General features: G+C 71.6%; 29 protein-coding genes and 1 pseudogene. 12 read left to right on the plus strand and 18 right to left on the minus strand.

Going from position 1 to position 26,733, the window contains the following annotated elements; translation table 11 throughout:
- Positions 1-22: 22 nt before the first annotated feature.
- The 3 genes from IE107_RS09840 to IE107_RS09850 form a co-directional block, all read right to left on the minus strand.
- On the minus strand, positions 23-1,459 hold the full coding sequence (locus IE107_RS09840) for a flotillin family protein (RefSeq protein ID WP_229866803.1): 1,437 nt from the start codon (positions 1,457-1,459) through the stop codon (positions 23-25).
- Between the two features lie 172 nt (positions 1,460-1,631).
- Entirely contained in the window at positions 1,632-2,141 is a 510-nt protein-coding gene (locus IE107_RS09845; protein WP_189543241.1) for an NfeD C-terminal domain-containing protein, read from the minus strand.
- A 116-nt stretch (positions 2,142-2,257) separates the two neighbouring features.
- A complete protein-coding gene (locus IE107_RS09850) occupies positions 2,258-2,743 on the minus strand; it encodes a peroxiredoxin (protein WP_189543243.1) in 486 nt (161 codons plus the stop codon).
- A gap of 97 nt (positions 2,744-2,840) precedes the next feature.
- Here IE107_RS09850 and IE107_RS09855 point away from each other — a divergent pair, with 97 nt between their 5' ends.
- The 4 genes from IE107_RS09855 to IE107_RS09870 all read left to right on the plus strand — a co-directional run bounded on the left by IE107_RS09855 (position 2,841) and on the right by IE107_RS09870 (position 8,226).
- Positions 2,841-3,551: an alpha/beta fold hydrolase gene (locus IE107_RS09855; RefSeq protein WP_189543245.1), complete on the plus strand. Its 711-nt coding sequence runs from the start codon at positions 2,841-2,843 to the stop codon at positions 3,549-3,551.
- 318 nt (positions 3,552-3,869) lie between these two features.
- Positions 3,870-5,906: an eCIS core domain-containing protein gene (locus IE107_RS09860; protein WP_373302418.1), complete on the plus strand. Its 2,037-nt coding sequence runs from the start codon at positions 3,870-3,872 to the stop codon at positions 5,904-5,906.
- A 174-nt stretch (positions 5,907-6,080) separates the two neighbouring features.
- Positions 6,081-6,353, plus strand: coding sequence for a DUF1876 domain-containing protein (locus IE107_RS09865; RefSeq protein ID WP_189543247.1), 273 nt, complete (start codon positions 6,081-6,083; stop codon positions 6,351-6,353).
- A 157-nt stretch (positions 6,354-6,510) separates the two neighbouring features.
- Positions 6,511-8,226, plus strand: coding sequence for a SpoIIE family protein phosphatase (locus tag IE107_RS09870; protein WP_229866804.1), 1,716 nt, complete (start codon positions 6,511-6,513; stop codon positions 8,224-8,226).
- Positions 8,227-8,342: 116 nt separating this feature from the next.
- Here IE107_RS09870 and IE107_RS09875 read toward each other — a convergent pair whose 3' ends face one another.
- From IE107_RS09875 to IE107_RS09890, 4 genes are read right to left on the minus strand one after another with little or no spacing between them, the layout of a single operon-like run.
- The gene (locus IE107_RS09875) at positions 8,343-8,948 is read right to left on the minus strand and encodes a phosphatase PAP2 family protein (protein WP_189543251.1); all 606 of its coding nucleotides are present in this window, start codon (positions 8,946-8,948) and stop codon (positions 8,343-8,345) included.
- Complete coding sequence (locus tag IE107_RS09880; protein ID WP_189543253.1) at positions 8,945-10,252, minus strand: MAB_1171c family putative transporter; 1,308 nt, start codon at positions 10,250-10,252, stop codon at positions 8,945-8,947. The genes IE107_RS09875 and IE107_RS09880 overlap by 4 nt, the downstream gene beginning before the upstream one ends.
- A 49-nt stretch (positions 10,253-10,301) precedes the next feature.
- Complete coding sequence (locus IE107_RS09885; protein WP_189543254.1) at positions 10,302-10,913, minus strand: toxin; 612 nt, start codon at positions 10,911-10,913, stop codon at positions 10,302-10,304.
- A gap of 6 nt (positions 10,914-10,919) precedes the next feature.
- Positions 10,920-11,381: a hypothetical protein gene (locus tag IE107_RS09890; RefSeq protein ID WP_189543256.1), complete on the minus strand. Its 462-nt coding sequence runs from the start codon at positions 11,379-11,381 to the stop codon at positions 10,920-10,922.
- An 884-nt stretch (positions 11,382-12,265) separates the two neighbouring features.
- Between IE107_RS09890 and IE107_RS09895 the strand changes: the two genes are divergently transcribed.
- Positions 12,266-13,792, plus strand: coding sequence for a DEAD/DEAH box helicase (locus IE107_RS09895; RefSeq protein WP_189543259.1), 1,527 nt, complete (start codon positions 12,266-12,268; stop codon positions 13,790-13,792).
- A gap of 80 nt (positions 13,793-13,872) precedes the next feature.
- On the opposite strand, the gene IE107_RS09900 is transcribed toward IE107_RS09895, so the two are convergent.
- From IE107_RS09900 to IE107_RS09925, 6 genes are all read right to left on the minus strand, one after another.
- Complete coding sequence (locus IE107_RS09900) at positions 13,873-14,637, minus strand: SDR family oxidoreductase (RefSeq protein ID WP_229866805.1); 765 nt, start codon at positions 14,635-14,637, stop codon at positions 13,873-13,875.
- 345 nt (positions 14,638-14,982) lie between these two features.
- Positions 14,983-15,357 carry a fluoride efflux transporter CrcB gene (crcB, locus tag IE107_RS09905; RefSeq protein ID WP_189543260.1) on the minus strand — a complete coding sequence of 125 codons (375 nt, stop codon included), beginning with the start codon at positions 15,355-15,357 and terminating at the stop codon, positions 14,983-14,985.
- Complete coding sequence (locus IE107_RS09910) at positions 15,354-15,710, minus strand: DUF190 domain-containing protein (protein WP_189543262.1); 357 nt, start codon at positions 15,708-15,710, stop codon at positions 15,354-15,356. Before IE107_RS09910 ends, crcB (IE107_RS09905) begins: the two co-directional genes overlap by 4 nt.
- Positions 15,707-16,117: a fluoride efflux transporter CrcB gene (crcB, locus tag IE107_RS09915; RefSeq protein ID WP_229866806.1), complete on the minus strand. Its 411-nt coding sequence runs from the start codon at positions 16,115-16,117 to the stop codon at positions 15,707-15,709. Before crcB (IE107_RS09915) ends, IE107_RS09910 begins: the two co-directional genes overlap by 4 nt.
- Before the next feature lie 105 nt (positions 16,118-16,222).
- Positions 16,223-16,678, minus strand: coding sequence for a carboxymuconolactone decarboxylase family protein (locus IE107_RS09920; RefSeq protein WP_189543268.1), 456 nt, complete (start codon positions 16,676-16,678; stop codon positions 16,223-16,225).
- A 126-nt stretch (positions 16,679-16,804) separates the two neighbouring features.
- Positions 16,805-17,284, minus strand: coding sequence for an ArsI/CadI family heavy metal resistance metalloenzyme (locus tag IE107_RS09925; RefSeq protein ID WP_189543270.1), 480 nt, complete (start codon positions 17,282-17,284; stop codon positions 16,805-16,807).
- 81 nt (positions 17,285-17,365) lie between these two features.
- Between IE107_RS09925 and IE107_RS09930 the strand changes: the two genes are divergently transcribed.
- The 3 genes from IE107_RS09930 to IE107_RS09940 are packed head-to-tail and all read left to right on the plus strand — an operon-like array spanning position 17,366 to position 19,297.
- Positions 17,366-17,767, plus strand: a complete 402-nt coding sequence (locus IE107_RS09930; RefSeq protein WP_189543273.1) for an ArsR/SmtB family transcription factor — start codon at positions 17,366-17,368, stop codon at positions 17,765-17,767.
- Positions 17,764-18,888, plus strand: coding sequence for an ACR3 family arsenite efflux transporter (gene arsB, locus IE107_RS09935; protein WP_189543275.1), 1,125 nt, complete (start codon positions 17,764-17,766; stop codon positions 18,886-18,888). Before IE107_RS09930 ends, arsB begins: the two co-directional genes overlap by 4 nt.
- On the plus strand, positions 18,881-19,297 hold the full coding sequence (locus IE107_RS09940) for an arsenate reductase ArsC (RefSeq protein WP_189543276.1): 417 nt from the start codon (positions 18,881-18,883) through the stop codon (positions 19,295-19,297). The genes arsB and IE107_RS09940 overlap by 8 nt, the downstream gene beginning before the upstream one ends.
- 15 nt (positions 19,298-19,312) lie before the next feature.
- On the opposite strand, the gene IE107_RS09945 is transcribed toward IE107_RS09940, so the two are convergent.
- Positions 19,313-19,534 (minus strand): hypothetical protein, encoded by a 222-nt coding sequence (locus tag IE107_RS09945; RefSeq protein ID WP_189543278.1) that lies wholly within the window; start codon positions 19,532-19,534, stop codon positions 19,313-19,315.
- Positions 19,535-19,814: 280 nt separating this feature from the next.
- On the opposite strand from IE107_RS09945, the gene IE107_RS09950 reads away from it, so the two are divergent.
- The 4 genes from IE107_RS09950 to IE107_RS09965 all read left to right on the plus strand — a co-directional run bounded on the left by IE107_RS09950 (position 19,815) and on the right by IE107_RS09965 (position 22,910).
- The gene (locus IE107_RS09950; protein ID WP_189543280.1) at positions 19,815-20,651 is read left to right on the plus strand and encodes a helix-turn-helix domain-containing protein; all 837 of its coding nucleotides are present in this window, start codon (positions 19,815-19,817) and stop codon (positions 20,649-20,651) included.
- Positions 20,648-20,863, plus strand: a complete 216-nt coding sequence (locus IE107_RS09955) for a DUF397 domain-containing protein (protein ID WP_189543282.1) — start codon at positions 20,648-20,650, stop codon at positions 20,861-20,863. Before IE107_RS09950 ends, IE107_RS09955 begins: the two co-directional genes overlap by 4 nt.
- Before the next feature lie 143 nt (positions 20,864-21,006).
- Positions 21,007-21,222 (plus strand): DUF397 domain-containing protein, encoded by a 216-nt coding sequence (locus IE107_RS09960; RefSeq protein ID WP_189543284.1) that lies wholly within the window; start codon positions 21,007-21,009, stop codon positions 21,220-21,222.
- Between the two features lie 155 nt (positions 21,223-21,377).
- On the plus strand, positions 21,378-22,910 hold the full coding sequence (locus tag IE107_RS09965) for an alpha/beta hydrolase (RefSeq protein ID WP_189543287.1): 1,533 nt from the start codon (positions 21,378-21,380) through the stop codon (positions 22,908-22,910).
- A 70-nt stretch (positions 22,911-22,980) separates the two neighbouring features.
- Here the strand turns inward: IE107_RS09965 and IE107_RS09970 are convergent.
- The 4 genes and pseudogenes from IE107_RS09970 to IE107_RS09985 form a co-directional block, all read right to left on the minus strand.
- A pseudogene (locus IE107_RS09970) lies at positions 22,981-23,604 on the minus strand (phosphoribosyltransferase); the annotation flags it as partial.
- 137 nt (positions 23,605-23,741) lie between these two features.
- Positions 23,742-24,539 carry a VOC family protein gene (locus IE107_RS09975; protein WP_189543291.1) on the minus strand — a complete coding sequence of 266 codons (798 nt, stop codon included), beginning with the start codon at positions 24,537-24,539 and terminating at the stop codon, positions 23,742-23,744.
- 134 nt (positions 24,540-24,673) lie between these two features.
- A complete protein-coding gene (locus IE107_RS09980) occupies positions 24,674-25,363 on the minus strand; it encodes a response regulator transcription factor (protein WP_189543293.1) in 690 nt (229 codons plus the stop codon).
- Positions 25,360-26,619 carry a sensor histidine kinase gene (locus IE107_RS09985; RefSeq protein WP_229866808.1) on the minus strand — a complete coding sequence of 420 codons (1,260 nt, stop codon included), beginning with the start codon at positions 26,617-26,619 and terminating at the stop codon, positions 25,360-25,362. The genes IE107_RS09980 and IE107_RS09985 overlap by 4 nt, the downstream gene beginning before the upstream one ends.
- Positions 26,620-26,733 lie beyond the last annotated feature (114 nt).

The following is a 26,733-nucleotide window of genomic DNA, read 5'->3' on the forward strand; positions in this document are numbered from 1 at the left end:
GTAGCGGCGTCGGTGTGCCGGATCAGTCGGTGATCTCGATCTTCCCGTTCGGGGTGGTGCTCTCCGGCTGGGCCGGGACCTCCGCCTCGGGGCCCGAGCCCTTGAGGTTCTTCAGCAGGGCGGCGAGGTCGACTCCCGTGGTGGCGTTGAGGAGTTCCATGCCCTGGGCGACGTTGTCGGTGACCGTACGCGACAGTCGGCTCGCGCCGTCCGTCGAGATCACGGTCATCTTGTCGACGGCGCTCAGCGGCTCGGACGCCTTGGCGACGACCTGCGGCAGCACCTCGACCAGCATCTGGAGCACGGCCGCGTCGCCGTACTGCGCGAAGGCGTCCGCCTTCTTCTGCATGGCCTCGGCCTCGGCCGCACCCTTCGCCGCGATGGCCGCGGCCTCTGCCTCGCCCTCGATGCGGACGGCGTCGGCGAGCGCCGAGCGGTGCAGCTTCTCGCCCTGACCGGTCAGCCGGGAGCGCTCGGCGTCCGCCTCGGCCTCCTTGACCTGGGCGATCCGGCGGGCCTCGGCCTCCTGCTCGGCCCGGTAGCGGGCGGCGTCGGCGGGCTTGCGGACCTTGGTGTCGAGTTCACGGTCGGTCAGTGCGGCCTGGCGCTCGGCGACCTTCTCCTGCTCGGTGAGGACCTCCTGCTGACGGGCCGCCTCGGCGAGCGGGCCCGCCGCGTTGGCCTTGGCCGCGGCGGCCTCGGTCTCGGCCTTGATCTCGGCCTGCTTGAGGTAGAAGGTCCGCTCGGCGATGGCGATCTCCTCGGCGGCCTTCAGCCGGGCCTGCTCGGAGGCCTGCTTGGCGATCGCCTCGGCGATGTCCGCCTCCTGCTTGGCGCGGGCGGCCTCCGGGCGGCCGAGGTCCTCCAGGTAGGAGCCCTCGGTGGTGATGTCCTGGATCTGGAAGGCGTCCAGGATCAGGCCCTGGCCGGAGAGGCTGGCCTCGGCCTCCTCCGCGACCTGCCCGGCGAACGCGGCCCGGTCCCGGATGATGTCCTCGACCGACATCCGGCCGACGATGGCGCGCAGCGCACCGGAGAGCACTTCCTGGGTGAAGCCGACGATGCCGTCCTGCTGCTGGAGGAAGCGCTGGGCCGCGGCCCGGATCGCTTCCTCGCTGCCGCCGACCTTGACGATCGCGACGCCTTCCAGATGGGACTTCACACCGCGCAGGGTGACGGCGCCGCGCACCGCGACCGGGATGTGCCGGCTGGAGAGGTCCAGGGTGAACTTCTGCTGGACGAACGGGACGACGAAGACGCCGCCGCCGACGACGACCTTCTGGCCACTGTTGTCGATGCTGGTGCGGCCGGTCACCGGGTCGGTCGACTTCTTGCCGCGGCGGCCGGTGATGATGAACGCCTCGCTGGGCCCGGCGACCTTGTAGCGGGTGATGACGACGAGTGCGAGCAGCACCAGGAGTACGACGACTCCGACGACTGCGGTCACGACTGGGCTCATAAAGGTGTCCCCCCTGCCTCCCTGCGGGGACGGCAGCTCGGTTTCGGTGGTGTGCCGCGGTGCGGCACGGTGGATCGGTTCGGCGCGATGGATCGGTTCGGGCGGTGGTGGGCGCCCGGCGGGCTGGATTCGGTGCCCCGGCGGGTCGGACCAGGCGTCCGGCGGTTCGGGCTCAGCGCTCGACGGGGCGGACCGCGACCGAGGTGGCCGACAGCGTGGCCTCCACCCAGATCTCGGCGCCCCGCTCGACCGGCACCGCGCTCTTCGCCGCCAGCTTCACGTGCTGGCCCGCGAGTCGCAGCAGGACCTCGCCGTAGCCGTCGGCCGGGATGGCCGTGACGACCGACCCGGACGTGCCGACGAGGTCGTCGCCGCGCGGTGTGGTGCTGGTCTGGTCCCGCATCAGGGCCTTGCTGAACTTCCAGGTCAGCCAGGCCGCGACGAGTCCGGCCAGCACTCCGGCGGCGGTCGCGGCGACCGTACCGGCGCCGGTGGTGCCGAGCACGATCGCGCCGCCGAAGCCGAGCATCGAGAGGAATCCGGCGATGACCGGGAGGGACAGGAGGCCGTCGAAGAGGCCGTCCAGTACGCCCCCGAAGAGGCCTTCGAGGATTCCGTCGAAGATCAGGGACAGCGCGAGCAGAACGATTCCCGCGATGCCGAGACCGAGAAACAAGGTCACGTGATCACCCTCCCCGAGATCTCCGGAATCTCCGAAATCCCCCGAACATTTCCGTCGAACCGGCTGGATGGTCCCACACCTGCCCGGCAGCCGGCACTGCCGGGTTCCGGCAGTCTTTACGCGCTCTTGATGCCGGAGAGCTGTTCGGTCAGCTTGTCGAGCGACTGGTACGTGGCACCGAGCAGCGCGACGTGCTTCCAGCGCAGCACGCCGTCGGGGCCGATGAGGAAGACCGCGCGGCGTACCCCGATCCCGGGCGCCGCGACGCCGTACGCCCGCGCGGTCTCCCGTCCGGTGTCCGCGAGCAGCGGCATCCGCAGACCGTGGGCGCGGGCGAAGGACTCATGGCTGTCCACACCCTGTGGGCTGATCCCCCAGACCTCCGCGTCGAGCTCGCCGAAGGCCCCCATGCCCGAGGAGTACGAGCAGAGCTGCTTGGTGCACACGGCCGTGTTGTCGCCCGGGTAGAACGCCAGGACCAGGGAACGGCCGCGCGCCCCGGCGAGCGCGTAGTCGCGGCGTTCGAAGTCCTCGCCGGTGAGCACGCCGCCCGGGAGGGTGAAGTCCGGGGCGGGCAGGCCGAGTTGCGGTGACGATCCCATGTCGGTTCCTCCGTGTTCGGTGCGGCCGGGTTTCTTCCCGGTGCCTTGCGTACAGCATGCTCGGTACAGGGCCGGCTCCCGCACCAGGAGGTCACGCATGGCAGCACCGCCGTCCGCCGCCCGGCCGTCCGCGGCCGTGCTTCTGCTGCACGGCGGCGCCGAGGCGGGCCTGGCCGCGCCGCTGCCCGGTCCGCTGAACCTGCCCGGGGTGCGGATGCGCCCGTTCGCCCGGTCCGTCGCCGGGGCGACCAACGGTGCGGCAGGAGGCGTTCTCGTACGTACCGCCCGCTACGCCCACCGCGGCTGGAACGGCCCCCGCGAGGACCCGCTGCACGACGCCGTACGCGCCCTGGACGCCCTCGCCCGTGAGGCCGGGGAGATCCCGGTGGTCCTGGTCGGCCACTCGATGGGGGCCCGTGCCGCCCTGCGTGCCGCCGGTCACCCGCTGGTGCGCGGGGTGGTGGGCCTCGCCGCCTGGTGTCCGGCCGAAGACCCGGTCGACCAGCTCGCGGGCCGCGACGTCGTGCTGCTGCACAGCACCCGGGACCGCATCACGAGCCCCCGGGCCTCCCAGCGCCTCACGGCCCGTGCCCGGCTCGCCGGTGCCCGCTCCTGTCTGGTCGCGATCCGGGGCAGCGACCACGCGATGGTCCGGCGCGCCGGGCAGTGGCACGCGCTGACGGCCCAGGTCGTCGCCGGGCTGCTGGAGCTGGGCCCGCTTCCCGGGCCGGTCGCGGACGCTCTCGGCCTCCCGCCGGACGCCCCGGCGGTCGACGGCACCCTCGACCTGGACCTGCTGGAGGCGTGACGGAGCGGGGTGCGGTGCAGGGGCGCGGGGATGGCGTCCGCGTATGCGGGGCCGGTCCCATGGGGGTGCCGGCCCGTTCGGACGGGGCGCCGCGCCGCCTGCGCACCCCGGGCGGCCCCGGCAACACTCGCCCGACGCTGCCCGCCCGGCCACCTCATCCTGTCCGCCCGGCCGCCCCGCCCTGCCCTCAATCCTCTGGCCGAACCCCCTGTTCACCCCGTATCCAGGAAGCGTCGGTGCTCCCAGAAGGGAAGAGGTCCCGTTTTGCGTGCCCACGACCAGGACAGGACCGGAAGGAACGAGCGCTCCCGTACGCCGGTGCCGTGTACCCCGGCGGCGGGGCACGGAGTGCCACCGGCGGGGCTGATGGCGCAGCAGGGCAGTGTGGGGAACGCGGTCGTCCTGCAGATGCTTCGTGCGGCCGGGCATCCCTGGGCGGGCGGCGCGGGTGACGTGGGCGAACAGGACACGCCCCACGTGCAGCGTTCCGCTGTGCACGACGTGCTGCGCGGGCCCGGACGGCCCCTCGGCGGTGCTCTCCGTGCCGAGATGGAATCCCGGCTGGGTGCCGACTTCTCGGATGTCCGCGTGCACGACGACACCGCCGCCAGGGCCTCCGCCGCCGAGATCGGTGCTCATGCCTACACCAGCGGCAACCACATCGTCCTCGGTGGCGGCGGCGTCGACCGGCACACTCTCGCGCATGAGCTGACGCACGTCATCCAGCAGCGCCGGGGGCCGGTGAGCGGGCAGGACAACGGTTCCGGGCTGCGGGTCTCCGATCCGTCCGACCGATTCGAGCGGGAGGCGGAGAGAACCGCGAGCCGGGTCATGGCCGCGCCCATACCCACTGCCCCCGTAAGCCCCGAATCCGGCGTGTCCGATGTATCCGGCGAAGGCGCCCGGCAGGACGGCGCGCCGGTCCAGCGGGCCGTCCCGGCGACCCGCGGCGGGACGCCGGTGATCCAGCGGAAGTCGCGTTTCACCGACAACACGCCCAAGGAGAAGAACGCTCCGCTGCCCGTGGACAGCCTGCACACCGCGTTCGAGCCGTACTTCCGGGCAGTCGGGCTGCCGGAGCAGTACTTCTTCGCCCCACTGGGCCTGGTCAGGTCCGGGGACTACAGGACCGGCTTCCACCGGGCCGGACAGGTCACGGCCGAGATCGACCCGGTGTCCCACCGCAACGCGGACGGCAGCAACCGGGACAACGGCGTGATCGGGCCGTACGGCCACTTCGGCGTCATGGAGCGGGCCATCTTCGGGCGGCAGAACCTGGGCAACACCTACGACGGCGGGCATCTGGTCGAGCACACCCTGATGGAGGCACGGGACGCGGATGTGCACGGCAACATCGCGCCCCAGGAGAACAGGAACTTCAACCAAGGGCTGATGCGGGGCTGGGAGAGCATCCCCGAGGAACTGATGCGCATGGGACAGCCGTTCTACTACCGGGTCGAGGTGGGGTACTCCTCGGACACGTACCAGCGCACCGGACAGCAACTGGCGGCGGCGGGCATCATTCCCGGCCCGGTTCTCACCGCACTGGCGGCGCAGCCGTCGCCGATCGACCCCACCAGGACCCTGGCCGACCATTTGCTCGCGGAGACCGTCTCCTTCCAGCGCTGGGTGCCGACGCAGTGGGTGGGGACGGTGAAGGAACCCACCAACGCAAACCTGCCCACGCTGACCCTCACCAAGGGCGCGCACTTCAGGAACCTGCACGGTTCGCAGGCCGATGCCATGAACGGCGTGGTGGACCCGGCCGCCCACGCGATGGCCACCAACTCCGGTCGTCCCGGCTTGCGTCGGCAGAACTCGGGGACCCTGGGCGGCTACATCGAGACCGCCGCCGTGACCAACACCGGGCTCCTGTCGGTCGGCGGCGTCCCGTCGCTCTCGGCGTACATGTACCAGCCCGAGCCGCAGGATCTCGCCGACCAGCCCACCGCCACCACCACTCCCGCCGGAGCGGCACCGGCGCAGCTTCCCGCGTCGAACATCGTCGTGAACATCCTTCCGCAGCAGGTGAGCCTGGCCGGTCTGTACCGGGATCTGATGAGCATCGAGACGAAGAAGCGGAAGCGGCCCGGCGGAGAGCTGTCGAACGAGAACAAAGCGGCCACGACGATCGACCAGGACGCCAAGGGAGCGTCGGACGGCTTTCGGACCTTGCGCAAGCTGCTCGGCAACGCCGAGGACGGGAAGAAATTCGTCCTCGCCATCAGGGGGCACGACGCGAACGCCGCCTTCAGCCACGGCGCGTTCGTCGACGCCGTCCACCGCTCCGGCCTCGGCACGGACTTCCGCCGGACTCTGCTCGCGCTCGGATACGACCCCAATCTCGTGGCGTGAGAGGGGCCCTCTCATTCCCCGGGCCGGTGGCACGGGCCCTCGGCCTTCCGCCGGACGCCACGGCTGTCGACGGCACCCTCGGGCCCGGACCTGCTGGAGGCATGACGGAACAGGGAGCGGTGCCGTGGTGCAGGGGCGCGGGAACGGGCGCACTCTGGTAGGGAGGTGATCGTCATGGTGATGACAACTGTCGGATGGCACATCGAGCTCGAATTCGCCGAGGACACCCACCGCACCCGCGCGGCCGCCCTGGTGCGGCTTCCCGACGGGAGCGAGGTGCGGGCCCACGGATACGCGAGCCGCCATCCTTCCGACAAGAACCAGCCGAGGGTGGGCGAGGAGATCGCGGGAGCCAGAGCGCTCAACGAACTGGCGATGAAGATGCTGACGAAGGCGCACGACGAGATCGACGAGGCGTCCGGCCGGACTTCGCACCCGCTCACCTGACAGAGAGACCGTTCGGGCCCCGCGATCCGTTACGGGGCCCGGCACGAACGGCGGCCGCCCGGCCGGGTGCCGCGGCCTGCGGATGCGCGGCGCGGGCGGGCGGCCGACGATTGAGAGGCCGGGCAGCGGGCGGTCCGCGCCCACCCAGGAGGTTGACGTGCCGGCCGATGCGTACGCGGACAGCCCTGTGCCGTTCGACCCCCGCACCCTGGCGGCCCTGCTCGACGGCACCACGGCCGGGGTGGGCGTGCTCGACACGAAGCTGCGCTACCTCTACGTCAACCCGGCCCTCGAACGGCTCAACGGCATCCCGGCCGCCGAACACCTCGGACGCACCGTCGCCGAGGTCCTTCCTGGGGTCGACGCGCGCGAGGACATGATGCGGGCGGTGCTCGCCGACGGGAAGCCCCGCGAGATCACCTCCAGCGGATTCACGGCCGCGGCCGCCACGGTCCGGCGGTACTGGCACGGGGCGTACCACCGGCTGGAGATCGGCGGGCGGATCGTGGGGCTGGCCGGGATCGTGATGGAGGTGATGGCCTCGGACAAGGGGCAGCGCGAGCTGGAGCAGGCCCGGCGCCATCTGACGCTGCTCGACACCGCGGCCGCCCGGATCGGCACCACCCTCGACATGGACACCACCTGTGCCGAACTGGTCGACCTCGTCGTGCCGGGGCTGGCGGACATCGCGACGGTCGAGGTGTTCCCGCCCGACGTCGCCCCACAGGTCCGGCCTGCGCCGCCCGGTGTGCTGCGGCTGCGACGGGCGGCGCTGCAGGCCGTGCCCGGACTGCGTGACGAGCTGCACGCCTTCGGGCTGACCGGCGAGTACATCGACTACCAGGAGGGTGCGGCCGTACAGCGCTGTCTGGCGGCCAGCCGGCCCGTGGTGGAGAACCTCACCACGGACGAACAGCTCCTGCGCTCCGCCCCCGGCCCCGAACGGCTCGCCGCCTACCGGGCCCTCGGGATGCACTCGGCGGTCATCGTGCCCCTCACCGTGCGCAGCGGCCCGCTCGGCATTCTCGGCCTGATCCGGGCGGGCGACTCACCAGTCTTCGCGGACGAGGATGTGGTGATCGCCCGGGAACTGGCCGGCCGGGCCGCCGTCGACCTCGACCACGCCCGCCGGTACGCCCACGAGCACACCATCGCCCTGGAGCTCCAGCGCTCCCTGCTGTCCGAGCCGCGCCCGCCGCACCCGCACATCGAGCTCGCCACCCGGTATCTGCCGGCCGACCGGAGCGTGATGGTCGGCGGCGACTGGTTCGACATCATCCCGCTGCGGGACGGACGGCACCTCAATGCGATGGGCGATGTGATGGGGCATGGGATGGAGGCGGCGGTCGCCATGAGCCACTACCGCTCCTTGCTGCGGATGCTCGCCGACGAGGAGCTGCCACCGCACCGCATCCTGGAACAGCTGGACCGGATGGTCGAACGGTCCGGACCGGACCGGGCGGCGACCTGTCTGCTGGCCGTCGTCGACCGGTCCGGCACGGCGTGCGAGGTGGCGAGCGCCGGGCATCTGCCGCCGGTGCTGATCGATCCGCGGGCGGGAGCCAGGGTGTGTGACGAGGTGACGGTGGGGCCGCCGCTCGGCACCGGGTTCGGCGGGTACCGGACGACGCTGCTGGAGTTCGAGCCGGACGCGGTGCTGTTCCTGTACACCGACGGTCTGGTCGAGCGGCGCGGCGAGGACATCGACGTCTCGGTCGGCCGCCTCAAGGAACTGACCATTCCGGTCGGTGGGAGCCTCGATGCCCTGCTGGACGAGGTCCTCGAACGGTTCGGTCCGGGGGCCGAGGACGACATAGCGGTGCTGGCCTCCCGCACCCGGAACCCGGCGGCGCGGACGCCCGACGCCACCTGACCCCGGGCGGCGGGTCAGCCCAGCTCCAGGCTGGTGATGCCGAACAGCCCGACGGTGCCCGCATGTCCGCCACGCCGGGCCGGGGCGCCGCGGACCGCGCCCCGGGCCGGCGCGGATCAGACGAGCAGGAACACGGCCGCCGTCGCGGCGCCCAGCGAGCCCCCGGCGACCGTCTGTGCCACCGAGTGGTACCCGAGCGCGACGCGGGACCAGCACACGGCGACCGTCATCGCGTAGGCGAGCAGCCACCACGGCGAGTGGACCGCGGCGAGCAGGGCGACCACGGCCGAGGCGACCGCGGCGTCCACCGAGATCTTCCAGACCGTGTTGACGGTCAGCAGCACCACGGTCATCGCCCAGAGGGCGAGCATCGCCGCGAGGATGCCGGTCGGGGCGTGGCCCAGCACCATCACCACCGAACCGGTGCCGATGGAGCCGAGGATGACGAAGAAGATCGGGGCCCGCTTGGTGCGGTCGACGACATGGCGGTCGCCCCAGGTGCCGCGCCCGCGCTCCCACTCGATGTACCCGGCGGGTATGAGGCCCGCGCACAGGGCGCCGAGGAATCCCCAGAGCAGACCGGTCCAGTGACCGGCGGTGGCCAGGCCGATGCCGAGCATGCCGACCAGCAGGACGTTGCGGGGCTGGAAGACATCGGTGACGGTGCGCGCGGTGGCGTTGTCCGGCGATGCGGTGGTGTCGGTGGTGTCGGTGGAGGTCATGCCGTCTCCTCGTTGGAGGCCGTGCGGGGTGCTGCGGCTGCGGTGGACGGGCCGGGTGCGGCGGGCATCGCGTCCGCCAGCACCTGTGCCGCCCGGTCCTGCGGGACCGTCCGGTAGGCGGTGGCGACCCGGACCAGCCAGGCCACCTCGCCGTCCTGGTCGGTGGCGTGCTGGGTCTCCACCGCCGCGGCCGTCGAGGCGGGCGCCCCGCCGTTCCTCGCGGTGAGCGCCGCCTTGATCCAGTACGCCTCGGCGAGCGGGCCCGCCCGGTCCGGGTCAGTGGTGCCGTCCGCCGCGGCGGCGGCCTTCGCGGCCGGGAGCAGGCTGTCGGGCACGTAGTGGCGCAGCTTCTCCACCGCGTCCGCGATGTCGGCGGCCCAGCGGTCGATCCGCAGGTCCGCAGGGGTGTCGAAGCGGGTGAGTTCGCGGGCGAGGCAGGCCGGGGGATCGAAGGGCTGCTCGGGGAAGGCGGTCATCAACTCACGCCACAGGCCGTGCAGTTCGACCTGGGCCCGCCAGAGCTTCGCGCGCCGCTGCCCCTTGCTGAGGGCGGGGATGGAAGCGCCCACGGCGAAGAAGGCGAACAGCACCACCTGCGCGGCCTCGGTGATCTCGTCGAAGCGGAGCGCGAAGGACTCGCTGGGGGTGTCGATGACGCTGACCCACAGGAACAGGGTCCGGCTGACCGTGTAGCCGACCCCGATGAACATGCCGAAGGTCATCATCCCGAGGCCCACCCGCAGATGGCGGAGCCCGGCATTGGCGGTGGCCAGCGCCCACTGGTACGCGCAGACGGCGGACGCGGCACCGAGGTAGAGGTAGAACACGCTCATGTACAGCGTGGCCCCCCACTGCCCCGCGTGGTCGGCGACGAAGCGGTCCGAGGGGGTGGAGCGGTCGACGACGGTGAAGAACAGCACCGTCAGCAGGATCAGGGTGGCGATCGACGCCTTGGCCGCCACCTGCTGGATGGCGCGGGCGAACCGCACATGGCGCGGTACGGTCCCGCCGTCGGGGTACTGGCCGTAGATCGCGACGATGTAGCTGAGGATCGCCAGGATGGCGATCGTCGCCGTGTAGTGCTTGATCAGGACGGCGAGGTCGGTGACGGCGCTGTCGTTGAGCGCGAGCCGTACGGCCCGGGTCTTGGTCCACAGGGCGGCGGCGAATCCCGCGTAGCAGCCCCACAGGGCCCGGCGGCGCTTGTCCTCCTCGTCACCCCACAGGGCTGCCGGCATGCGCCACAGGGCGACGGCTGTCATCAGGACGGCTATGAGGTAGCCGGCGAGGTCGAGCGGGGTCACTGCGGAGTCCTCGGTGTGGTGGGGGAGAGAGACGGGGGACGGGTCGGTGTCAGGAGCGGCGGAACAGGCCCCGGCGGCGGTTGGCGACCGGGCGGGAGAGGGAGTTGGCCAACCGCCCCACCATGTCGTCGCTCGTCACGTCCATGGCCATACGGGGGATGAGCGAGGCACCGAACTCGGCCATCCGCTCGTCGTGCGTGTCGTACTGCGCGCGGGCCTGCACGGTGCCGTCCCCCGACCGGAGCACGTCGACGATCTCGGCCGCGACCGGCGACGGCTGCGGCGACGGCGGGGGGTCGGTCCCGAGGACCCGGGTGATCAGCGAGGTGTCGAAGACCGGCAGCAGGCGCCGGAGTTGCTCGGGGTCCAGCGAGGTGCCGTGGTCGAACCACTCGTGGCACAGCTCGTGCAGGATGACGTGCTGGGTCTGGTACGCGGTCGGGCGGCGGCGGTAGAGCACGAAGCTGGTCCCGCCGGTCTTCAGGCGCAGTCCGCAGGCGGCGTTGACGCGGGCCAGCCGGTCGGGCATCTCGTGCAGCACGATGGTGCGGCCGCGGGCCGCCTCCATGTTCGCCACCAGTGCGTCGATGGAGAAGGGTGCGGGGATGGGCAGGTCGGCGAGCCCGGCCTCGCACTCCTTCCGTAGTTCGCGCAGCGACATGGAGGGCTACTTCTCCGGCTCGCCACGGCGGGCGCCGCCGTCGGCTGCACCCTGCCGGCCCCTGGCGTCCTCCAGCAGGGAGAGCGCGAACTGCAGCAGCTCCGCCGGGAGGCCGTCCTCGTCGAGGCCGCGCCCGGCCACTCCGCTGATCTCCCCCGTACGCCGCATCGCGAGGAACTGCAGACCGGCGACGACGTCGTCGACGACCTCGGACTCCTCCTTGAAGAACCGCCAGTCCACGCCGAAGCCCAGGCCGAGCGCCTTGAGGATGTCCTCGGAGGGATGGGTGACCTTTCCGGCCAGGATGTTCGAGAAGTAGCTGTGCGAGAGCGACCCGCCACGTTCCTTGACCAGATCGGCGAAGACACGCCCCGAGATCTTCTGTCCGGGGAACGTCTTCTCGACCATGTACTCGACCTTCTGCTGCAACGTCCGCAGCTCCGGCCCGTGTTCCCTGCCGCTGCCCATCCAGCCCCCACGTGTCCGCCCCGTCCGATCGGCGCCGCACGGCTTTCGATTCGGTCAACGTGCTCGTACTGTAACCAGCCCTGATGGGGCGTCTTCAGCGCGGTGGGCCGTACGGGAACGGGCTTGCGTAAACACGCAACGTCACTGTTAACTCGAAAAAACACGGGCAGGGGACCACGAGGGGAGTCCCCTGCCCGTGAAAACGACGTGTTCCGTGTGAATTCGCCACGGACAAAAGGTGCATGACGCACGTGCATGTTGTGCGGGCATACGTGTAGCCCTTCACGACGGGGGATGCGTGAAGGGCTACCCCTGCATTATGACTGCTGGTCAGGCCATCATCAACCGACCTCGGCCTCCGTGGGTGCGCGTGTCGGGCCATGGGTGCCGCGATGACGGGCCGGTGGGGGTGTGTGCCGGTGGGGCCGCGGGGGCGCGAGCGGGTTTCCCGGCGCATTCCCGTCGTGGTGAAGCGAAATTCAAGGGAGTTTCTGGCGGGCAAATTCATCGGGAAATTCGTCGATGAATTTGGTAGGGATTTGCCGTGCATGCGGCGGTGTGGAATCACTGGCCGCATCCGGTCACTTTCGCCGTGCTATTCTGTGGGCAGTTGCGGTGGTGATTCCCGAAGTCTTCGCCCGCTACTCGGACATCATCGGCACCGGCCTTCCGGGCGCTTCAGGATGGCCGGCGGGTGAACTCCGATGTCGCACAGGCCAGAAGGGCCCGCAGCCGGAGAACAGCAACCCGCCCGATCCCGCCGCCCCGGTTCTTTCGCAGCCGGGCTTTGTCCAGGATTGCCAACGGCCCGTTCCTGCGATTCCTGCGCCGCCCGCCGCCGCAGCGAATTCCTCGATGCGCGCCCTGTCGAGGAAGGGTTCCGCATGGACCGAGACCGTAGCCGCGACCGAGACCGAGACCAAGGCCACGACCGCAGCCACGACCGCGATCGCACGACGCGTTCGGACAGCCGTAATTCCGGTGCGCCCGCGCGGCGTTCCGGTGGGTCCGGCCGCGGGCCCGCCGCCGCACGGGGCGAGTTCGCGCTGCCCCGGACCAGCACCCCGGCGCTGCCCGCCGTTTCGTCCTTCGCGGAGCTGGAGCTGCCCGGACCGCTGCTCCCGGCGCTCATCGCCGAGGGCGTCAGCACGCCGTTCCCGATCCAGGCGGCCACCCTGCCGAACGCCCTCGCGGGGCGCGACGTCCTGGGCCGCGGCCGGACCGGTTCCGGCAAGACGCTCGCCTTCGGCCTGGCCGTGCTGGCCCGTGTCGCGGGCAAGCGGGCCGAAGCCCGCCGGCCGTCGGCCCTGGTCCTCGTCCCGACCCGGGAACTGGCCCAGCAGGTCACCGACGCGCTCACCCCGTACGCCCGTGCGCTGGGGCTGCGCCTCGCCACCGTCGTGGGCGGCATGTCGATCGGCCGGCAGGCCGCCGCGCTGCGCTCCGGCGCCGAAGTCGTCGTCGCCACACCAGGCCGGCTGAAGGACCTCGTCGAGCGCCGCGACTGCCATCTGGACCGGGTCGCCGTCACCGTCCTCGACGAGGCCGACCAGATGTGCGACATGGGGTTCATGCCGCAGGTCACCGAACTGCTCGACCAGGTGCGGCCGCAGGGCCAGCGGATGCTGTTCTCGGCGACCCTGGACCGTGACGTGGACCTGCTGGTCCGCCGCTATCTGCACGATCCGGTGGTCCACTCGGTCGACCCGGCGGCCGGTGCGGTGACGACGATGGAGCACCACGTGCTCCATGTGCAGGGCGCGGACAAGTACGCCACCACGACGGAGATCGCGGCCCGCGAGGGCCGGGTGATCATGTTTCTGGACACCAAGCACGCCGTGGACAAGCTCACCGGCCATCTGCTCGGCAGCGGGGTGCGGGCCGCCGCGCTGCACGGCGGGAAGTCCCAGCCGCAGCGCACCCGCACCCTGGACCGGTTCAAGAACGGGCAGGTCACGGTGCTGGTCGCGACGAACGTCGCGGCGCGCGGCATCCACATCGACAACCTGGACCTGGTCGTCAACGTCGATCCGCCGACCGACCACAAGGACTATCTGCACCGGGGCGGGCGGACCGCCCGTGCCGGGGAATCCGGCCGCGTCGTCACCCTGGTGCTGCCCGGACAGCGCCGGGACATGGCCCGGCTGATGGCCGATGCCGGGATCACCCCGCAGATCACCCGGGTCCGTTCCGGCGAGGCCGAACTGAGCCGGATCACCGGGGCGCGCAAGCCCTCTGGGGTGCCGATCGGCGGCGCCGCACCGGTGCCGGAGCGCGCCGGGAACAGCGGCGCGTCCTTCCGGGGCCTGGGCAGCCGCCCCACGAAGGCGGGCCGCTCACGCCGCACCGACCTGCCCACCGCGGAGGCACGCGCCGCCGCGAAGCAGCGCCGCGCCAACCGCGGCGGGTAGCGCACGTCCGTGAAGTCCTGACCGCCCGGCGGCGCGGCTCCGGGCGCGTCCGCGAAGCCCCGCCCGGTTCGCGGCGCTGCTCACCGGCCGCCCGCGACCCGCAGGACCGTCCCGGTCACGTAGGACGCCTCGCCCGACAGCAGCCAGGCGATCGCGGCCGCGATCTCCGGGGCGGCTCCCACGCGACCGAGCGGGATGCCGGGGACGGCCGCCGCCGCGCGGCCGGGGTCGCCCGCCGTGGCGTGCATGTCGGTGTCGACCATGCCGGGGGCGACCGCGTTGACCCGGACGCCGTCGGGCCCCAGTTCCTTGGAGAGCCCCACCGTCAGTGCGTCCGTCGCCGCCTTGGTCGCGGCGTAGTGGACGAAGTCCCCGGGGCTGCCGAGGGTCGCGGCGGCCGAGGAGACGTTGACGATCGCGCCCGCTCCCCTGGCCGCCATGTCCTTCGCGGCCCGACGGCAGCAGAGCAGGTAGCCGAGGAGGTTCACGTCGACGACGCGGCGCAGCGTCCGGGTGGAGGTGTCGGCGAGCCGCCCGAGCGGACCCGTCACCCCCGCGTTGTTGACCAGCCCGGTGACGGGACCGAGCTGCTCGGCCGCCGTGTCGAAGAGGCGTTCCACATCGGCCTCATCGGCGGTGTCCGCCCGTACGGTGACGCAGCGCGCCCCCGCGGCCCGCACCGCCGCAGCGGTCCGCTCGGCGGCCTCCGCGTCGCTCACGAAACCCAGCGCGAGGTCGTGCCCGTCCGCCGCCAGACGGATACAGGTCGCGGCGCCGATTCCCCGGCTGCCGCCGGTGACGACGGTGACGGGGCGCGACGAAACAGTGGTGCTGATGTCCGGCACGGGAGGGCCTCTCACTTCGCTCGCGGATGACGACCATCGCGCGGATGACGACGAACACACGGATCGTGCGGATCGCAGCGAACCACCGTGCACGCGGACGGATCAAGACCCGCCCGCCGGGTCGACGCCGGCGCCTGCTGTTGGGGTGGCCCCGTGGCGCGCTCCGGCGTGGTGCCGGGCGAGCGGCGCGGACGGTTGCCTAGCGTCGGCGCCTGACGGACCGCTGTCGGCGCCAACGGGTTGAATCGCCCGGCGCTCGGTGACGGCTCCTCCCCAACGGCGTTCCCCTGCCACCGTCTCGCATTGCGGTGGCAGGGGGCGCCGACCGCAGGCCCGGGACGCGGCCTACGCCCAGAGCGCCCGCGCCAGCGCGACCCCGGCGAACGCCGCGCCCAGCCCCGCTGCCACGCTCCCCACGACATTGGCCAGGGCGTAGGACCCGGCGCCGTCCTCCGCCAGCCGCAGCGTCTCGTAGCCGAACGTCGAGTATGTGGTGAGCGCCCCGCACAGTCCCGTGCCGACCAGCAGTTGCAGCTGCGAGGAGGCGGCGCCGGCCGCCACCGCGCCGGTCAGCAGGCCCAGGACCAGCGAGCCCGACACATTGATCGTGAAGGTCCCCCACGGGAAGACGCTGTCGTGCCGGGACTGCACCGCCCGGTCGGTCAGATAGCGCAGCGGCGCCCCGACCGCCGCCCCGACGATCACCAGCAGCCAGTTCACCGGCCCTGCTCCCGCCCGCCGCCGAAGCGCACGATCTCGCACTCGTCCAGGACGACCAGACCGCCGTCGGCGACCAGTTCCTCGACCGTCGGCAGGAACGCGCGGATCCGCGCCTCGGTGTCCACGATCACGACCGCCACCGGCAGATCCTCGCTCAGCGACAGCAGCCGCTGGGTGTGGATCATCGACGAGGCGCCGAAGCCCTCGATCCCCCGGAACACGCTGGCCCCCGAGAGCCCCGCCCGGTGCGCCCGGTGCACGATCTCGGTGAAGACCGGCCGGTGGTGCCAGCCGTCGGACTCGCCGACGAGGACCGTCAGGCGCAGGGCCCGTTCCGTCTCCGGGGTCGTCATGGTTGCCTCCAGGCCAGCACGCGGCGGGTCGCCCACACCGCACTCCACACCGCCGCGAGAGCCGCGAGCAGCGTCAGCCCCAGATACCCCAGACCGGCACGGACCCGGCCGGCGTCGATCAGGCGCTGGATGTCCACCGCGTACGTCGAGAACGTGGTGAACCCGCCGAGCACCCCCGTACCGAAGAACGGCCGCACCAGCCGGTGTGCCGACCACACCTCGCTGATCACCACCATGAACACGCCGATCACCGCGCATCCGGCAACGTTCACCAGCAGCGTCGTCCACGGGAAGCCGCCCGGGGCGGTGGGCCAGATCAGCGTGGCCCCGTAGCGGGCACACGCTCCGATCGCACCACCGAGCGCCACCACCGCGACGACGGATCCTTGCGGCTTGGGGGCTCCCATGGGCATATCTCTCCTGCCTGCTCCACAAGTCAGGCTATCGCCGCCCTCCGCGCCGGGCCCACCGCACCATCGGTGGGCCCGCCGGCCTCCGCCCCGGTGCGCGGCCTACCAGGTCTTGCCCGGGGGCTGCCTGGTGGTGACGTTGACGCGGTTGAAGAGGTTGGTGAGACCGATCGCGAGGACCAGAGCGGAGAGCTGCTTCTCGCTGTAGTGGCGGGCGGCCTCGTCCCAGATGGCGTCCGGCACCGGGTCGGAGCGGTCGTTGAGCCGGGTCGCGTGCTCGGCGAGCGCCAGCGCGGCACGCTCGGCGTCGGTGAAGTACGGCGCGTCGTTCCAGGCCGACACGGCGAAGAGCCGTTCGTCGCTCTCACCGGCCTTCCTGGCGTTGCGTACGTGGCCGTCGACGCAGAAGGTGCAGCCGTTGATCTGGCTCACCCGAAGACCGACCAGTTCCAGCGTGGTCTCCGGCAGTCCGCCCTTGCCGATGGCCTTGACCAGGCCCAGTACGGGGGGCAGGGCCTCGGGAAGGAGCTCGGCCGGGTTCTCGATTCGTGCCTGCATGATGTTTCCCCTTCGATGTCCGTCGCGGCCGCGGCTGCGTTCTCGCCGCGCCCTCACTGCACTGACGGACGGCGAAGGGGAAGTGTGACGAGGGCGGCGGCCAGAGTTCTCACCGGACGGAACCGGTCAGCTTCCGCAGCCGCAGGCCGTTGCCGACGGGGCAGGCCGGCCGGACGCCGCCGGATCGCCGGTGCAGCAGGCGTCACCGCCTTCGAGTGCGGGGTTCTTGCCCATCCGGTCGGCGTCGGCCTTGACGACGTAGACCTCCCAGGGCTCGCGGCCGGGGCCGTGGACCCAGACCTTGTCCTGGAGGGCGTAGCAGCAGGACGTGTCGTTCTCCTCGAACGTGGCGAGCCCTGCCTCCTTGAGGCGGTCGGTGGCCGCGGCCACCGTCCGGGTGGAATCGACCTCGACGCCGAGGTGGTCCAGGCGGGTGTCCTGACCGGGCTCGCCCTCGATGAGTACGAGTTTGAGCGGCGGCTCGGTGACCGCGAAGTTGGCGTAGCCCGGTCGGCGCTTGGCCGGCTCGACGCCGAACAGCTTGGAGTAGAAGGCCACCGAGGCTTCGAGGTCGGCGACATTGAGCGCGAGCTGAACACGGGACATGACGGTTCTCCCCGATCACGTTGCATTGATGTCTGTCGATGCAACCTTGCGTCTTGAATCGAAGAACGTCAACATAGACGCATGTCGAAACAAGAGTTTGTGGCGCTCGGGCAGGGCGGTGCCGAAGGGTGTTGTCCCGCGTTGCTGACCTCTCCGCTGGACGAGGACCAGGCCACCGTTCTGGCGAAGGTGTTCAAGGCGCTGGGGGACCCGGTGCGGCTGCGGCTGCTTTCGATGATCGCTTCCCGTGCGGGCGGGGAGGTCTGCGTCTGCGATCTCACTCCGGCCTTCGACCTGTCGCAGCCGACGATCTCCCACCACCTGAAGCTGCTGAAGCAGGCCGGACTGATCGACTCCGAGCGGCGCGGAACATGGGTCTACTACCGCTTGCTCCCGCAGATGACCGACCGTCTCGCCGCGATTCTCACCCGCCCCGCCGGGCAACCGCCGGCCGGGACCACACCCGCCGGGGCCGCCTCGTGAAGCCGGAAGCCGCCACCGTACCGGCGCCTTCGGGGCCGGTCGCCGGGCGGCTGTCGTTCCTGGACCGCTTTCTCGCCGTGTGGATTCTGCTCGCGATGGCCGCCGGCCTCGGGCTGGGCCGCCTCGTCCCGGGGCTCGGGGACGCGCTGGCGAAGGTGACCGTCACCGGCGTTTCACTGCCGATCGCGCTCGGCCTGCTCGTGATGATGTACCCGGTTCTGGCCAAGGTCCGCTACGACCGCCTGGACACCGTCACCCGCGACCGCCGCCTGCTCGTACCGTCGCTGATCCTCAACTGGATCGTCGGCCCGGCCCTGATGTTCGCCCTCGCCTGGCTCCTCCTGCCGGACCTGCCCGAGTACCGCACCGGCCTGATCGTCGTCGGCCTGGCCCGCTGCATCGCCATGGTCATCATCTGGAACGACCTCGCCTGCGGTGACCGCGAGGCCGCCGCCGTCCTCGTCGCCCTCAACTCGGTCTTCCAGGTGATCGCCTTCGCCGCGCTGGGCTGGTTCTACCTGTCCGTGCTGCCAGGCTTCCTCGATCTGGAACAGACCACGCTCGACGTGTCCGCGTGGGAGATCGCCCGCTCCGTGCTGATCTTCCTCGGCATCCCTCTGCTGGCCGGGTTCCTCACCCGCCGCCTCGGCGAGAAGGCCCGGGGCCGCACCTGGTACGAGACGAAGCTGATCCCGCGCATCGGTCCGTTCGCCCTGTACGGGCTGCTGTTCACCATCGTCGTGCTCTTCGCCCTCCAGGGCGACGCCATCACCTCCCAGCCGCTCGACGTCGCCCGGATCGCGCTGCCCCTGCTGGTGTACTTCGCGCTCATGTGGGCCGGGTCCATGGCCGTCGGCCGCGCGGTCGGCCTGGACTATCCGAAGGCGACGACGCTGGCCTTCACCGCCGCGGGCAACAACTTCGAACTCGCCATCGCGGTCGCCATCGCCACCTTCGGCGCGACCTCCGGACAGGCCCTCGCGGGAGTCGTCGGCCCGCTCATCGAGGTGCCGGTCCTGATCGGCCTGGTCTACGTGGCCCTGGCCGCCCGCCGGTTCTTCCCCCCGCCCTCGCCGGCGGCCGGACCGGCCGTCACCCCGGAAGGCTCCACCCGTGTCTGAGTCCAAGCCGTCCGTGCTGTTCGTGTGTGTCCACAACGCCGGCCGCTCCCAGATGGCCGCCGCTTTCCTCACCCACCTCGCCGAGGACCGGGTCGAGGTCCGATCCGCCGGATCGGCACCGGCCGACGCCGTGAACCCGGCCGCCGTCGAGGCGATGGCGGAAGTCGGCATCGACGTGTCCACCGGGACGCCGAAGGTCCTGACCGTGGAAGCGGTACGAGCGTCCGACGTGGTGATCACCATGGGCTGCGGCGACACCTGCCCCGTCTTCCCGGGGAAGACGTACCTGGACTGGAAGCTCGATGACCCGGCAGGCCAGGGCGTCGACGCCGTACGCCCCATTCGCGACGAGATCGAACGGCGCATCCGTGGCCTTCTGGAAGACCTCGGTATCCAGCCTCGGTGTTGAACACGTGCCGGGGCCTCACCGCGCCCGCCGGAGCGAGCTGCGCAGCCCGTTCTCCTCGGCGACCCTGGCCCGGAGCTGCCTTATCAGCGTGGAGTCCGCAGCTTCGCCGTCCACAGCTTGGCCGTTCGCAGCTTCGCCGTTCGCTCCGGAGCGGCACCGCGCGCACTCGCAGGGCGGCCAGCGCAGCGGGTTGAACTCGGGCAACTCCGGTGCGGGCCCCGGCTCCTGGCCCCTCATGCCGGCCCCCGCTCCGAACACTCCGCCGTGTTCCGGTGGCGCCGGAGCAGTACCCGGCAGTCCGTTGCCCTGCTGTAGTCGCGCTGATCGTTGGCGAGGGCTTCGGCCAGGCGGAGTTGCTGACACCCGCGACAGGGCTCCTGTCCGGTCGGGGGAAGGGTCTCTGCGGACACGGGTCACTCCTCTCCGTAGTTGTTCCACTACTCAGGCGGTTCAGATTGGCCTAGAGTCCGGAGTGCTTCAACTTGTTGGGTACGAGCGAAAAGTCAGGTGACAGCCGTTGAACCGCAAGGAGTTGGACCCCGAGAGCAGCCCGGAAGCAGCCTTCGGCGCACGCATCCGCAGCCTGCGAGAGGAACGCGGATGGAAGCAGGAGGAGTTAGCCGAGCGGATGGGCTACTCCGGCACCCACATCTCCGCCGTCGAAACTGGTCGTAAGATGCCGACTCTTCGATTCTCGCGCAGTGCGGACCAGATTTTCGGCACCGGGGAAACAGCAGACACGTTCGAACGCCAGTATCGCGAGATCCGGCACGGCTCGCTGCTGGAGGGCTTCCCGCAGTACGTGGGCTACGAAGGGCGCGCGGCGGAGATCCGGTTGTACGAAGTCGGCATCATCCCGGGGCTGTTGCAGACGCAGGAGTACGCGCGGGCGTTGGCGGAGGCCGACGTGTGGCGCGGTTCCATCACGCCCGAGCAAGCAGGCGACCGTGTCTCGTTCCTGGCGGAGCGTCAGGCAGCGTTGGTGCGGCCCCGTCCTCCCACGATGCTGGTGGTGATGGACGAGAGCTGCATCCGCAGGCGGGTCGGTGGGGGTGAGATCATGGCCGCCCAGCTCGACCGGTTGATGGAGTTCGCCGAAATGCCGAACACCGTGCTCCAGATCGCCCCGTTCGACATGGTGGAGCGCCGACCGTTCAACCTTCCGATGAACCTGCTGACGCTGTCGGACCTGTCCGCCGTCGCGTATGCAGAGTCCCAGATGCGGGGCCACCTGGAGCGCGATACGACCTTGGTGCTCCCTCTGCTGGCGGCCTACCATCAGCTACAGGCCGAAGCGCTGTCCCAGGCGGCATCGGTGGCCATGATCAACGAAGCACGAAAGGGCGCCCCGTGACGACCACGACCGAGTCCCCCCGCTGGTTCAAGTCTTCGTACAGCTCCAACGGCGGCAACTGCATCGAGGTCGCCGCCAACCTCGTCGAGTCGCTCGGTACGGTCCCCGTCCGGGACTCTAAGAACCCGGGCGGCCCGGTGCTGAGCGTGCCCGCCGCCTCGTTCGCCTCCTTCGTGGCGGGCGTCAAGGCCGGCGAGTTCGGCTCCGTCTGACCGCCCCGCCCAGCACCTGCGATCCGGAAGTCCCCATCGCGCACAGCGTGGTGGGGCTCCTCGCCAGCGCCATCGTGCGGTTGACGGCCATCAACTCCGGGTTCAGGCTGAAGCGTTGTTCCAGAGACGCGAAAGGGCACCCCGTGACAACCACGACCGAGTCCCCCCGCTGGTTCAAGTCTTCGTACAGCAACAACGGCGGCAACTGCGTCGAGGTCGCCGCGAACCTCGTCGCCCCGCGTGGCGTGGTCCCCGTCCGGGACTCCAAGAACCCGGGCGGCCCGGTGCTGAGCGTGCCCGCTGCCTCGTTCGCCTCCTTCGTGGCGGGCGTCAAGGCCGGCGAGTTCGGCTCCGTCTGACCGCTCCGCCCAGCACCTGCGATCCGGAAGTCCCCATCGCGCACAGCGTGGTGGGGCTTCTCGCTGTCTGCATCGCGCAGCCGGGGGCTAACCCCACCGCCTTCCGGCAGGCCTCCCGGATGGGCCGATAGCGCTCGCCCAACAAGGCTTGCAGCATGAGGACTTACGGAAGATCCGCTGCCTTCGTCGCCCTGTCCGTCACCGCCGTCGCCACCGTTCTCACCGGGGCCGTGACCCCGCAGGCCCACGCCGACGCCCCCACCGCGACCGTCGCGTCCGCCACCACCACGGCCCCCAAGCTCTCCTGGCGGCCCTGTGCCCGGGAGGGCGGCCCGGCCGCCCAGGAGTGCGCCGATCTCCCCGTACCGCTGGACTACCACGACCCGGACGGCCCGCAGCTCTCTCTCGCGGTGACCCGGGTCCGCAGCGACCGCCCGGCCGCCCGGCGCGGGACGCTGATCGTGATCCCGGGCGGTCCGGGCTCCTCCGGGGTGCAGCGGGTGACGCAGAAGGGGGAGCGGTTGCAGCGGGAGACGGAGGGGCGGTACGACATCGTGAGCCTCGACCCGCGCGGGGTCGGCGGCAGCACGAAGGCGGGCTGCGGGCTCGCCCCGGAGGACCGGGAGCTGGTGCACCTGCGGTCCTGGCCCGGCGCCGACGGCTCGATCACCGAGAACGTGACCCGCTCCCGGCGCGTCGCCGAGGCCTGCGCCCGCAACGGCGGAGCGGTGCTGCGGAGCCTCACCACGGCCAACGAGGTACGGGACATCGACCGCCTCCGGCAGGCGCTCGGCGAGGAGAAGCTGTCGGCCTGGGGGAGCTCGTACGGCACTTATGTGGGCGCCGTGTACGCGCAGAAGTACCCGCAGCACACGGACCGTTGGGTGCTGGACAGCAGCGGCGACCCGGACCCGTCGCGGGTGGCCAAGGGCTGGCTGGCGAACATGTCGGCGGGGGCGGCCGACCGGTTCCCCGACTTCGCGCGCTGGGCCTCGGACCCGGCCCGGGACGCGGAGGGGCTGCGACTGGCGCAGCGGGCCGAGGACGTGCAGCCACTGGTGCTGGACCTCGCGGCCCGGCTGGACCGTGAACCGCAGGAGTCCACCACGCCGGGCGTCCCGCTGACCGGCGACGGGCTGCGCATGGCGCTCCAGATGGCCCTGTACAACGACGAGGCGTTCGCCCGGCTGGCGGGGCTCGTCCGGGCGGCCCGGGACACCTCGTCGAAGCCGGTCCTGCCCGACGGGCTGAGCGGGCCGGTGCCGGACGCGGAAGCGGCGGTGACGATCGCCGTGGTCTGCAACGACGTGCGCTGGCGGGGCACGGTCTCCTCGTACGCACGGGCCGTCGCCGCCGACCGTGTGAAGCACCCGCTGACCGCGGGGATGCCGGTGAACATCACCCCGTGCACCTTCTGGAAGGACGCCCCCGGCGAGCAGCCGACCAGGATCACGGACCAGGGACCGTCCAACGTCCTGATGATCCAGGGCCTGCGCGACCCGTCGACCCCGTACTCCGGCGCGCTGAAGATGCGCGCGGCCTTCGGCGACCGGGCCCGCCTGGTCGCGGTCGACCACGGTGGGCACGGGATGTACCTGGGCAACGGGAACGCCTGCGGAAACCGCGCAGTCACCACGTTCCTGAACACCGGGACCCGGCCGGAGCGGGACGCGTACTGCGCGGACTGACCGTGTCCGGGCTGCGACCGGGCAGGCGTTCCGCTCAGTCGCAGCCCGGCGTCACATGCCCGCGGTTCCTGGCCTGCGCCAACAGGGAGACGACCTCCTCGTCGGACGTCTGGGAGAAGTCCCGGTACCACTCGCCGACCGCGTAGAACAGGCGCGGCACCGACAGGCACACCACCTCGTCCGCGCTGCGGCGCAGCCGCACGACCGCCTCCGGCGGTGCCACCGGTACGGCCAGCACCACCCGCGCCGGCTGCTGCGCCCGTACCACCAGGCAGGCCGCCTCGGCCGTGGCGCCGGTCGCGAAGCCGTCGTCCACCACGATCACCGTCCGGCCGCCGAGCGGGGTCCGTGCCCGGCCGGCGCGGTACAGCTGCGCGCGGCGTACGAGCTCCGCCTCCTCGACCCGTTCGACCGCCGCGAGATCCTGCTTCCCGACCAGCAGCCGGCCGGCGATGTCGTTGACGACCCGCACCCCGCCCTCGCCGATGGCGCCGAAGGCCACCTCCTCGTGGTGCGGTACGCCGAGCTTGCGGACGACGATCACATCGAGTTCGGCACCGAGGGTCTGCGCCACCTGGAAGGCCACCGGGACTCCGCCGCGGGGCAGTCCCAGTACGACGGGCTTCTCCCGTTCGAGGTGGCGCAGCGCCTCGGCCAGCTGTTGTCCCGCGTCCACGCGGTCGGCGAACAGCACGATCGTTCACCCCCAGCGGTGGGGAGCCCGGGGCCGCATGCGTGCGTACCCCGCCGCATCCCTAGTACCGAAACAACCCCATGCGCGGCGGCGCCGCAACTCGGGCGGGGCCCCGGCGGCACCGTTGCGGGGTCTGCTCAGGACACGGGTGACGTCTTGGGGATCTCGCCCTCGGTCGTGTTGACGTCGATGACGGAGAACGCCGCGCCCTGCGGGTCCGTCAGCGCGGCGAACCGGCCGAACGGCATGGTCATCGGGCCGAACCGCAGGACGCCGCCGCGCTCGGTGGCCTTCGCCACCGCCGCGTCGCAGTCGGCGACGGTGAAGTACACGTTCAGGTACGGCGGGACCTCGGGCGGGAACTCGTCGCCCATCTTCATCCGCCCCATGACCGTCTTGTCGCCGAGGTTGAACATCCTGAAGTCGACGTGCTCGTCCTCCAGCTTCGTCACCGTGTACGGGAAGACGGCGGGGAAGAAGGCGTCGGACTTCGCGGGCTCCCGGGTGAAGACCTCGGCCCAGCAGAACGCACCGGGCACACGCTGGGCCTCGAAGCCCTCGTGGCTGCCGGCCTGCCAGACACCGAAGACGACGCCGCCGGGGTCGCGGGCCAGCAGCATCGTGCCGAAATCGCCCACCTGCATGGGGTCCATCAGTGTCTCGCCGCCGTTGTCCCGGATCTTCGCGGCGGTGGCCTCCGCGTCCGGCGAGGCCAGATACAGGCACCAGGCCGAGTGGCCCTCCTGGCCGGGCATCGGGGGGACCACCGCGGCGACCGCCTTGCCGTCGGCGTACGCCTGCGTGTAGTTGCCGAACTCGGACGAGGACTCGCCGAACGTCCAGCCCAGCACATCACCGTAGAAGCTCTTCGTTCCCTCCAGGTCGGCGAACATCGCGTCGGCCCAGCACGGTGTGCCCTCCGGTTGTACAGCCATGGCCCTGACTCCTTCGCGCTCGGTGAGTGGTCCGGCTTTTCACGCTAGCCAGCCGACCGCGTCCCCGCGCGCTGGAAGCGGCGGGCCCGGCGGGTGCGCGAGGACCGTCCGGGTGGTGCCCGCCGCCGCGGGCCCTACCCGGCTGCGCTCCGGCCCTGCGGCGGGTCCACCCGCACCAGGCCCGACTGGTAGGCCATGGCGACCAGTTGGGCCCGGTGCCGGGCGCCCAGCTTGGTCATCGCCCGCCCGACGTGGGTGCGTACGGTCAGCGGGCTGACGTGTATCCGCTCGGCGATCTCGTCGTTCGACAGGCCCTCGGCGGCCTGCGCCATGACCTCGCGCTCGCGGGCGGTCAGCACGTCCAGGGCCTCCGGCACGGCGACACCGCCCTCCGGGCGGGCGAGGTAGCGGGTGATGAGGGCCCGGGTGGCGGTGGGCGACAGGAGCGTGTCGCCGGAGGAAACCGTACGGATGGCGTCCAGGAGCTCCTCGGGCCCGACGTCCTTGCCGAGGAAGCCGCTCGCGCCCGCGCGCAGGGCGCGGGCCACGTACTCGTCGATCTCGAACGTGGTGAGGATGAGGATGCGGGTCTCCCTCAGTGCCTCGTCGCGGCAGATCTCCTCGGTGGCCGCCAGCCCGTCCACGCCCGGCATGCGGATGTCCATCACCACCACGTCCGGGACGGTGGCGCGGGCCTTCTCCACCGCCTCCCGGCCGTCCGCCGCGACACCGACGACCTCCATGTCGTCGTTCGAATCGATCAGCAGCCGGAAGGTTCCGGCCAGCAGCGCCTGGTCATCGGCCAGCAGTACCCGGATGGTCACCGCGTCGTCCTCCCCTCTTCTTCGTCCCCGTCGTGCTGTCCGTCGCTCCGGCCGTCGTGCTGTGCGGGGTCCGTCATCTCCAGGGGAAGCTCCGTGGTCACCTCGAAGCCTCCGCCCTCCCGGTGTCCGGCGGCCAGCCGGCCGCCCGCGGACAGGGCCCGTTCGCGCATGCCGATGAGACCGTAGCCCGGCGCGCCCGTCGTCGGCGGCGCGTGCCCGTCGTCGGAGACGGTGAGCGTGAGCAGCCGGCGCGAATAGACCAGGCGGACCGAGGCCGTCGCGGAGCCCGCGTGCTTGGTGACGTTGGTCAGCGCTTCCTGGACGATCCGGTACGCGGTCAGGTCCGTGCCCGAGGACAGCGCCCGCCGCTCGCCTTCCACCGAGACCGAGACGGCAAGGCCCGTCTGCTCGAACGAGGCGACCAGATCCGGGAGCTGGGCCAGCCCGGGGGAGGGCTCCAGAGGCGTCTCCGGGTCGCGGTCGCCCTCGTGGCGCAGCAGCCCCACGGTCGCCTTGAGTTCGCGCAGCGCGGAGGAGGTGGTTCCGGCGAGCTGGTCCATCATGTCCTGCGCCTGCTCGGGCCGGCTGCGCAGCAGGTACGCGGCGGTGGCCGCCTGTGCGTGGGCGAGGGCGATGTGGTGCGCGACGATGTCGTGGAGCTCGCGGGCGATCCGGGTCCGTTCCTCGCTCACCCGGTGGCGTGCCTCCTCCTCACGGGTACGCTCCGCCAGCTCGGCCCGTGCCTCCACGGCGGCGAGATGGTTGCGCCGGTTGCGTACCGACTCACCGACGGCGCCCGCCAGCAGGACGCACGAGAGCGTGCCGACCTGGTCGGGCCGCAGCAGCGCGCCGTGACCCCAGCCGACGGAGACGACGACGAGGGCGCCGGCCACCCCGGCCGTGTACACCGTGGTGGTGCGGAGGTCCGTATGCAGGGCCAGGACGTAGAGGGCGACCAGGGCGGCACCGGCGACGCTGGGGCTGGGGTCGAAGCCGATGCGGCCGCCCATGACGCCCAGGACACCACCGCACATCGTCGTCAGCACCACCACCGCGCGCGGGAACCTGCGCTGCCCCAGCAGCAGAACGGCGGAGGGTACGACGGCGGCCAGGGAGAAGTCGAGGGGCGGGACGCGGACGATCCGGGCGTCGGTCAGGGTGCTGGAGAAGACCACGCCGATCCACAGCACCACGGCTGTCGCCACGTCGACGGCCCGGGGGTGGCGTCGGGCCCACTGCCACCAGTCGGTGAACACGCAGTCTCTCTTCCTCTTTCGCAGGATCTGTCCGACCGCCCATGGCCGTCGACCGGGCCGTCCGCCCGTCCATGGTCTCCGACCGGGCCTCCGCCCGCGCAGGGCGGCCGGAGG

It is taken from the genome of Streptomyces gelaticus, from assembly GCF_014649535.1.
Classification (GTDB): Bacteria; Actinomycetota; Actinomycetes; order Streptomycetales; family Streptomycetaceae; genus Streptomyces; species Streptomyces gelaticus.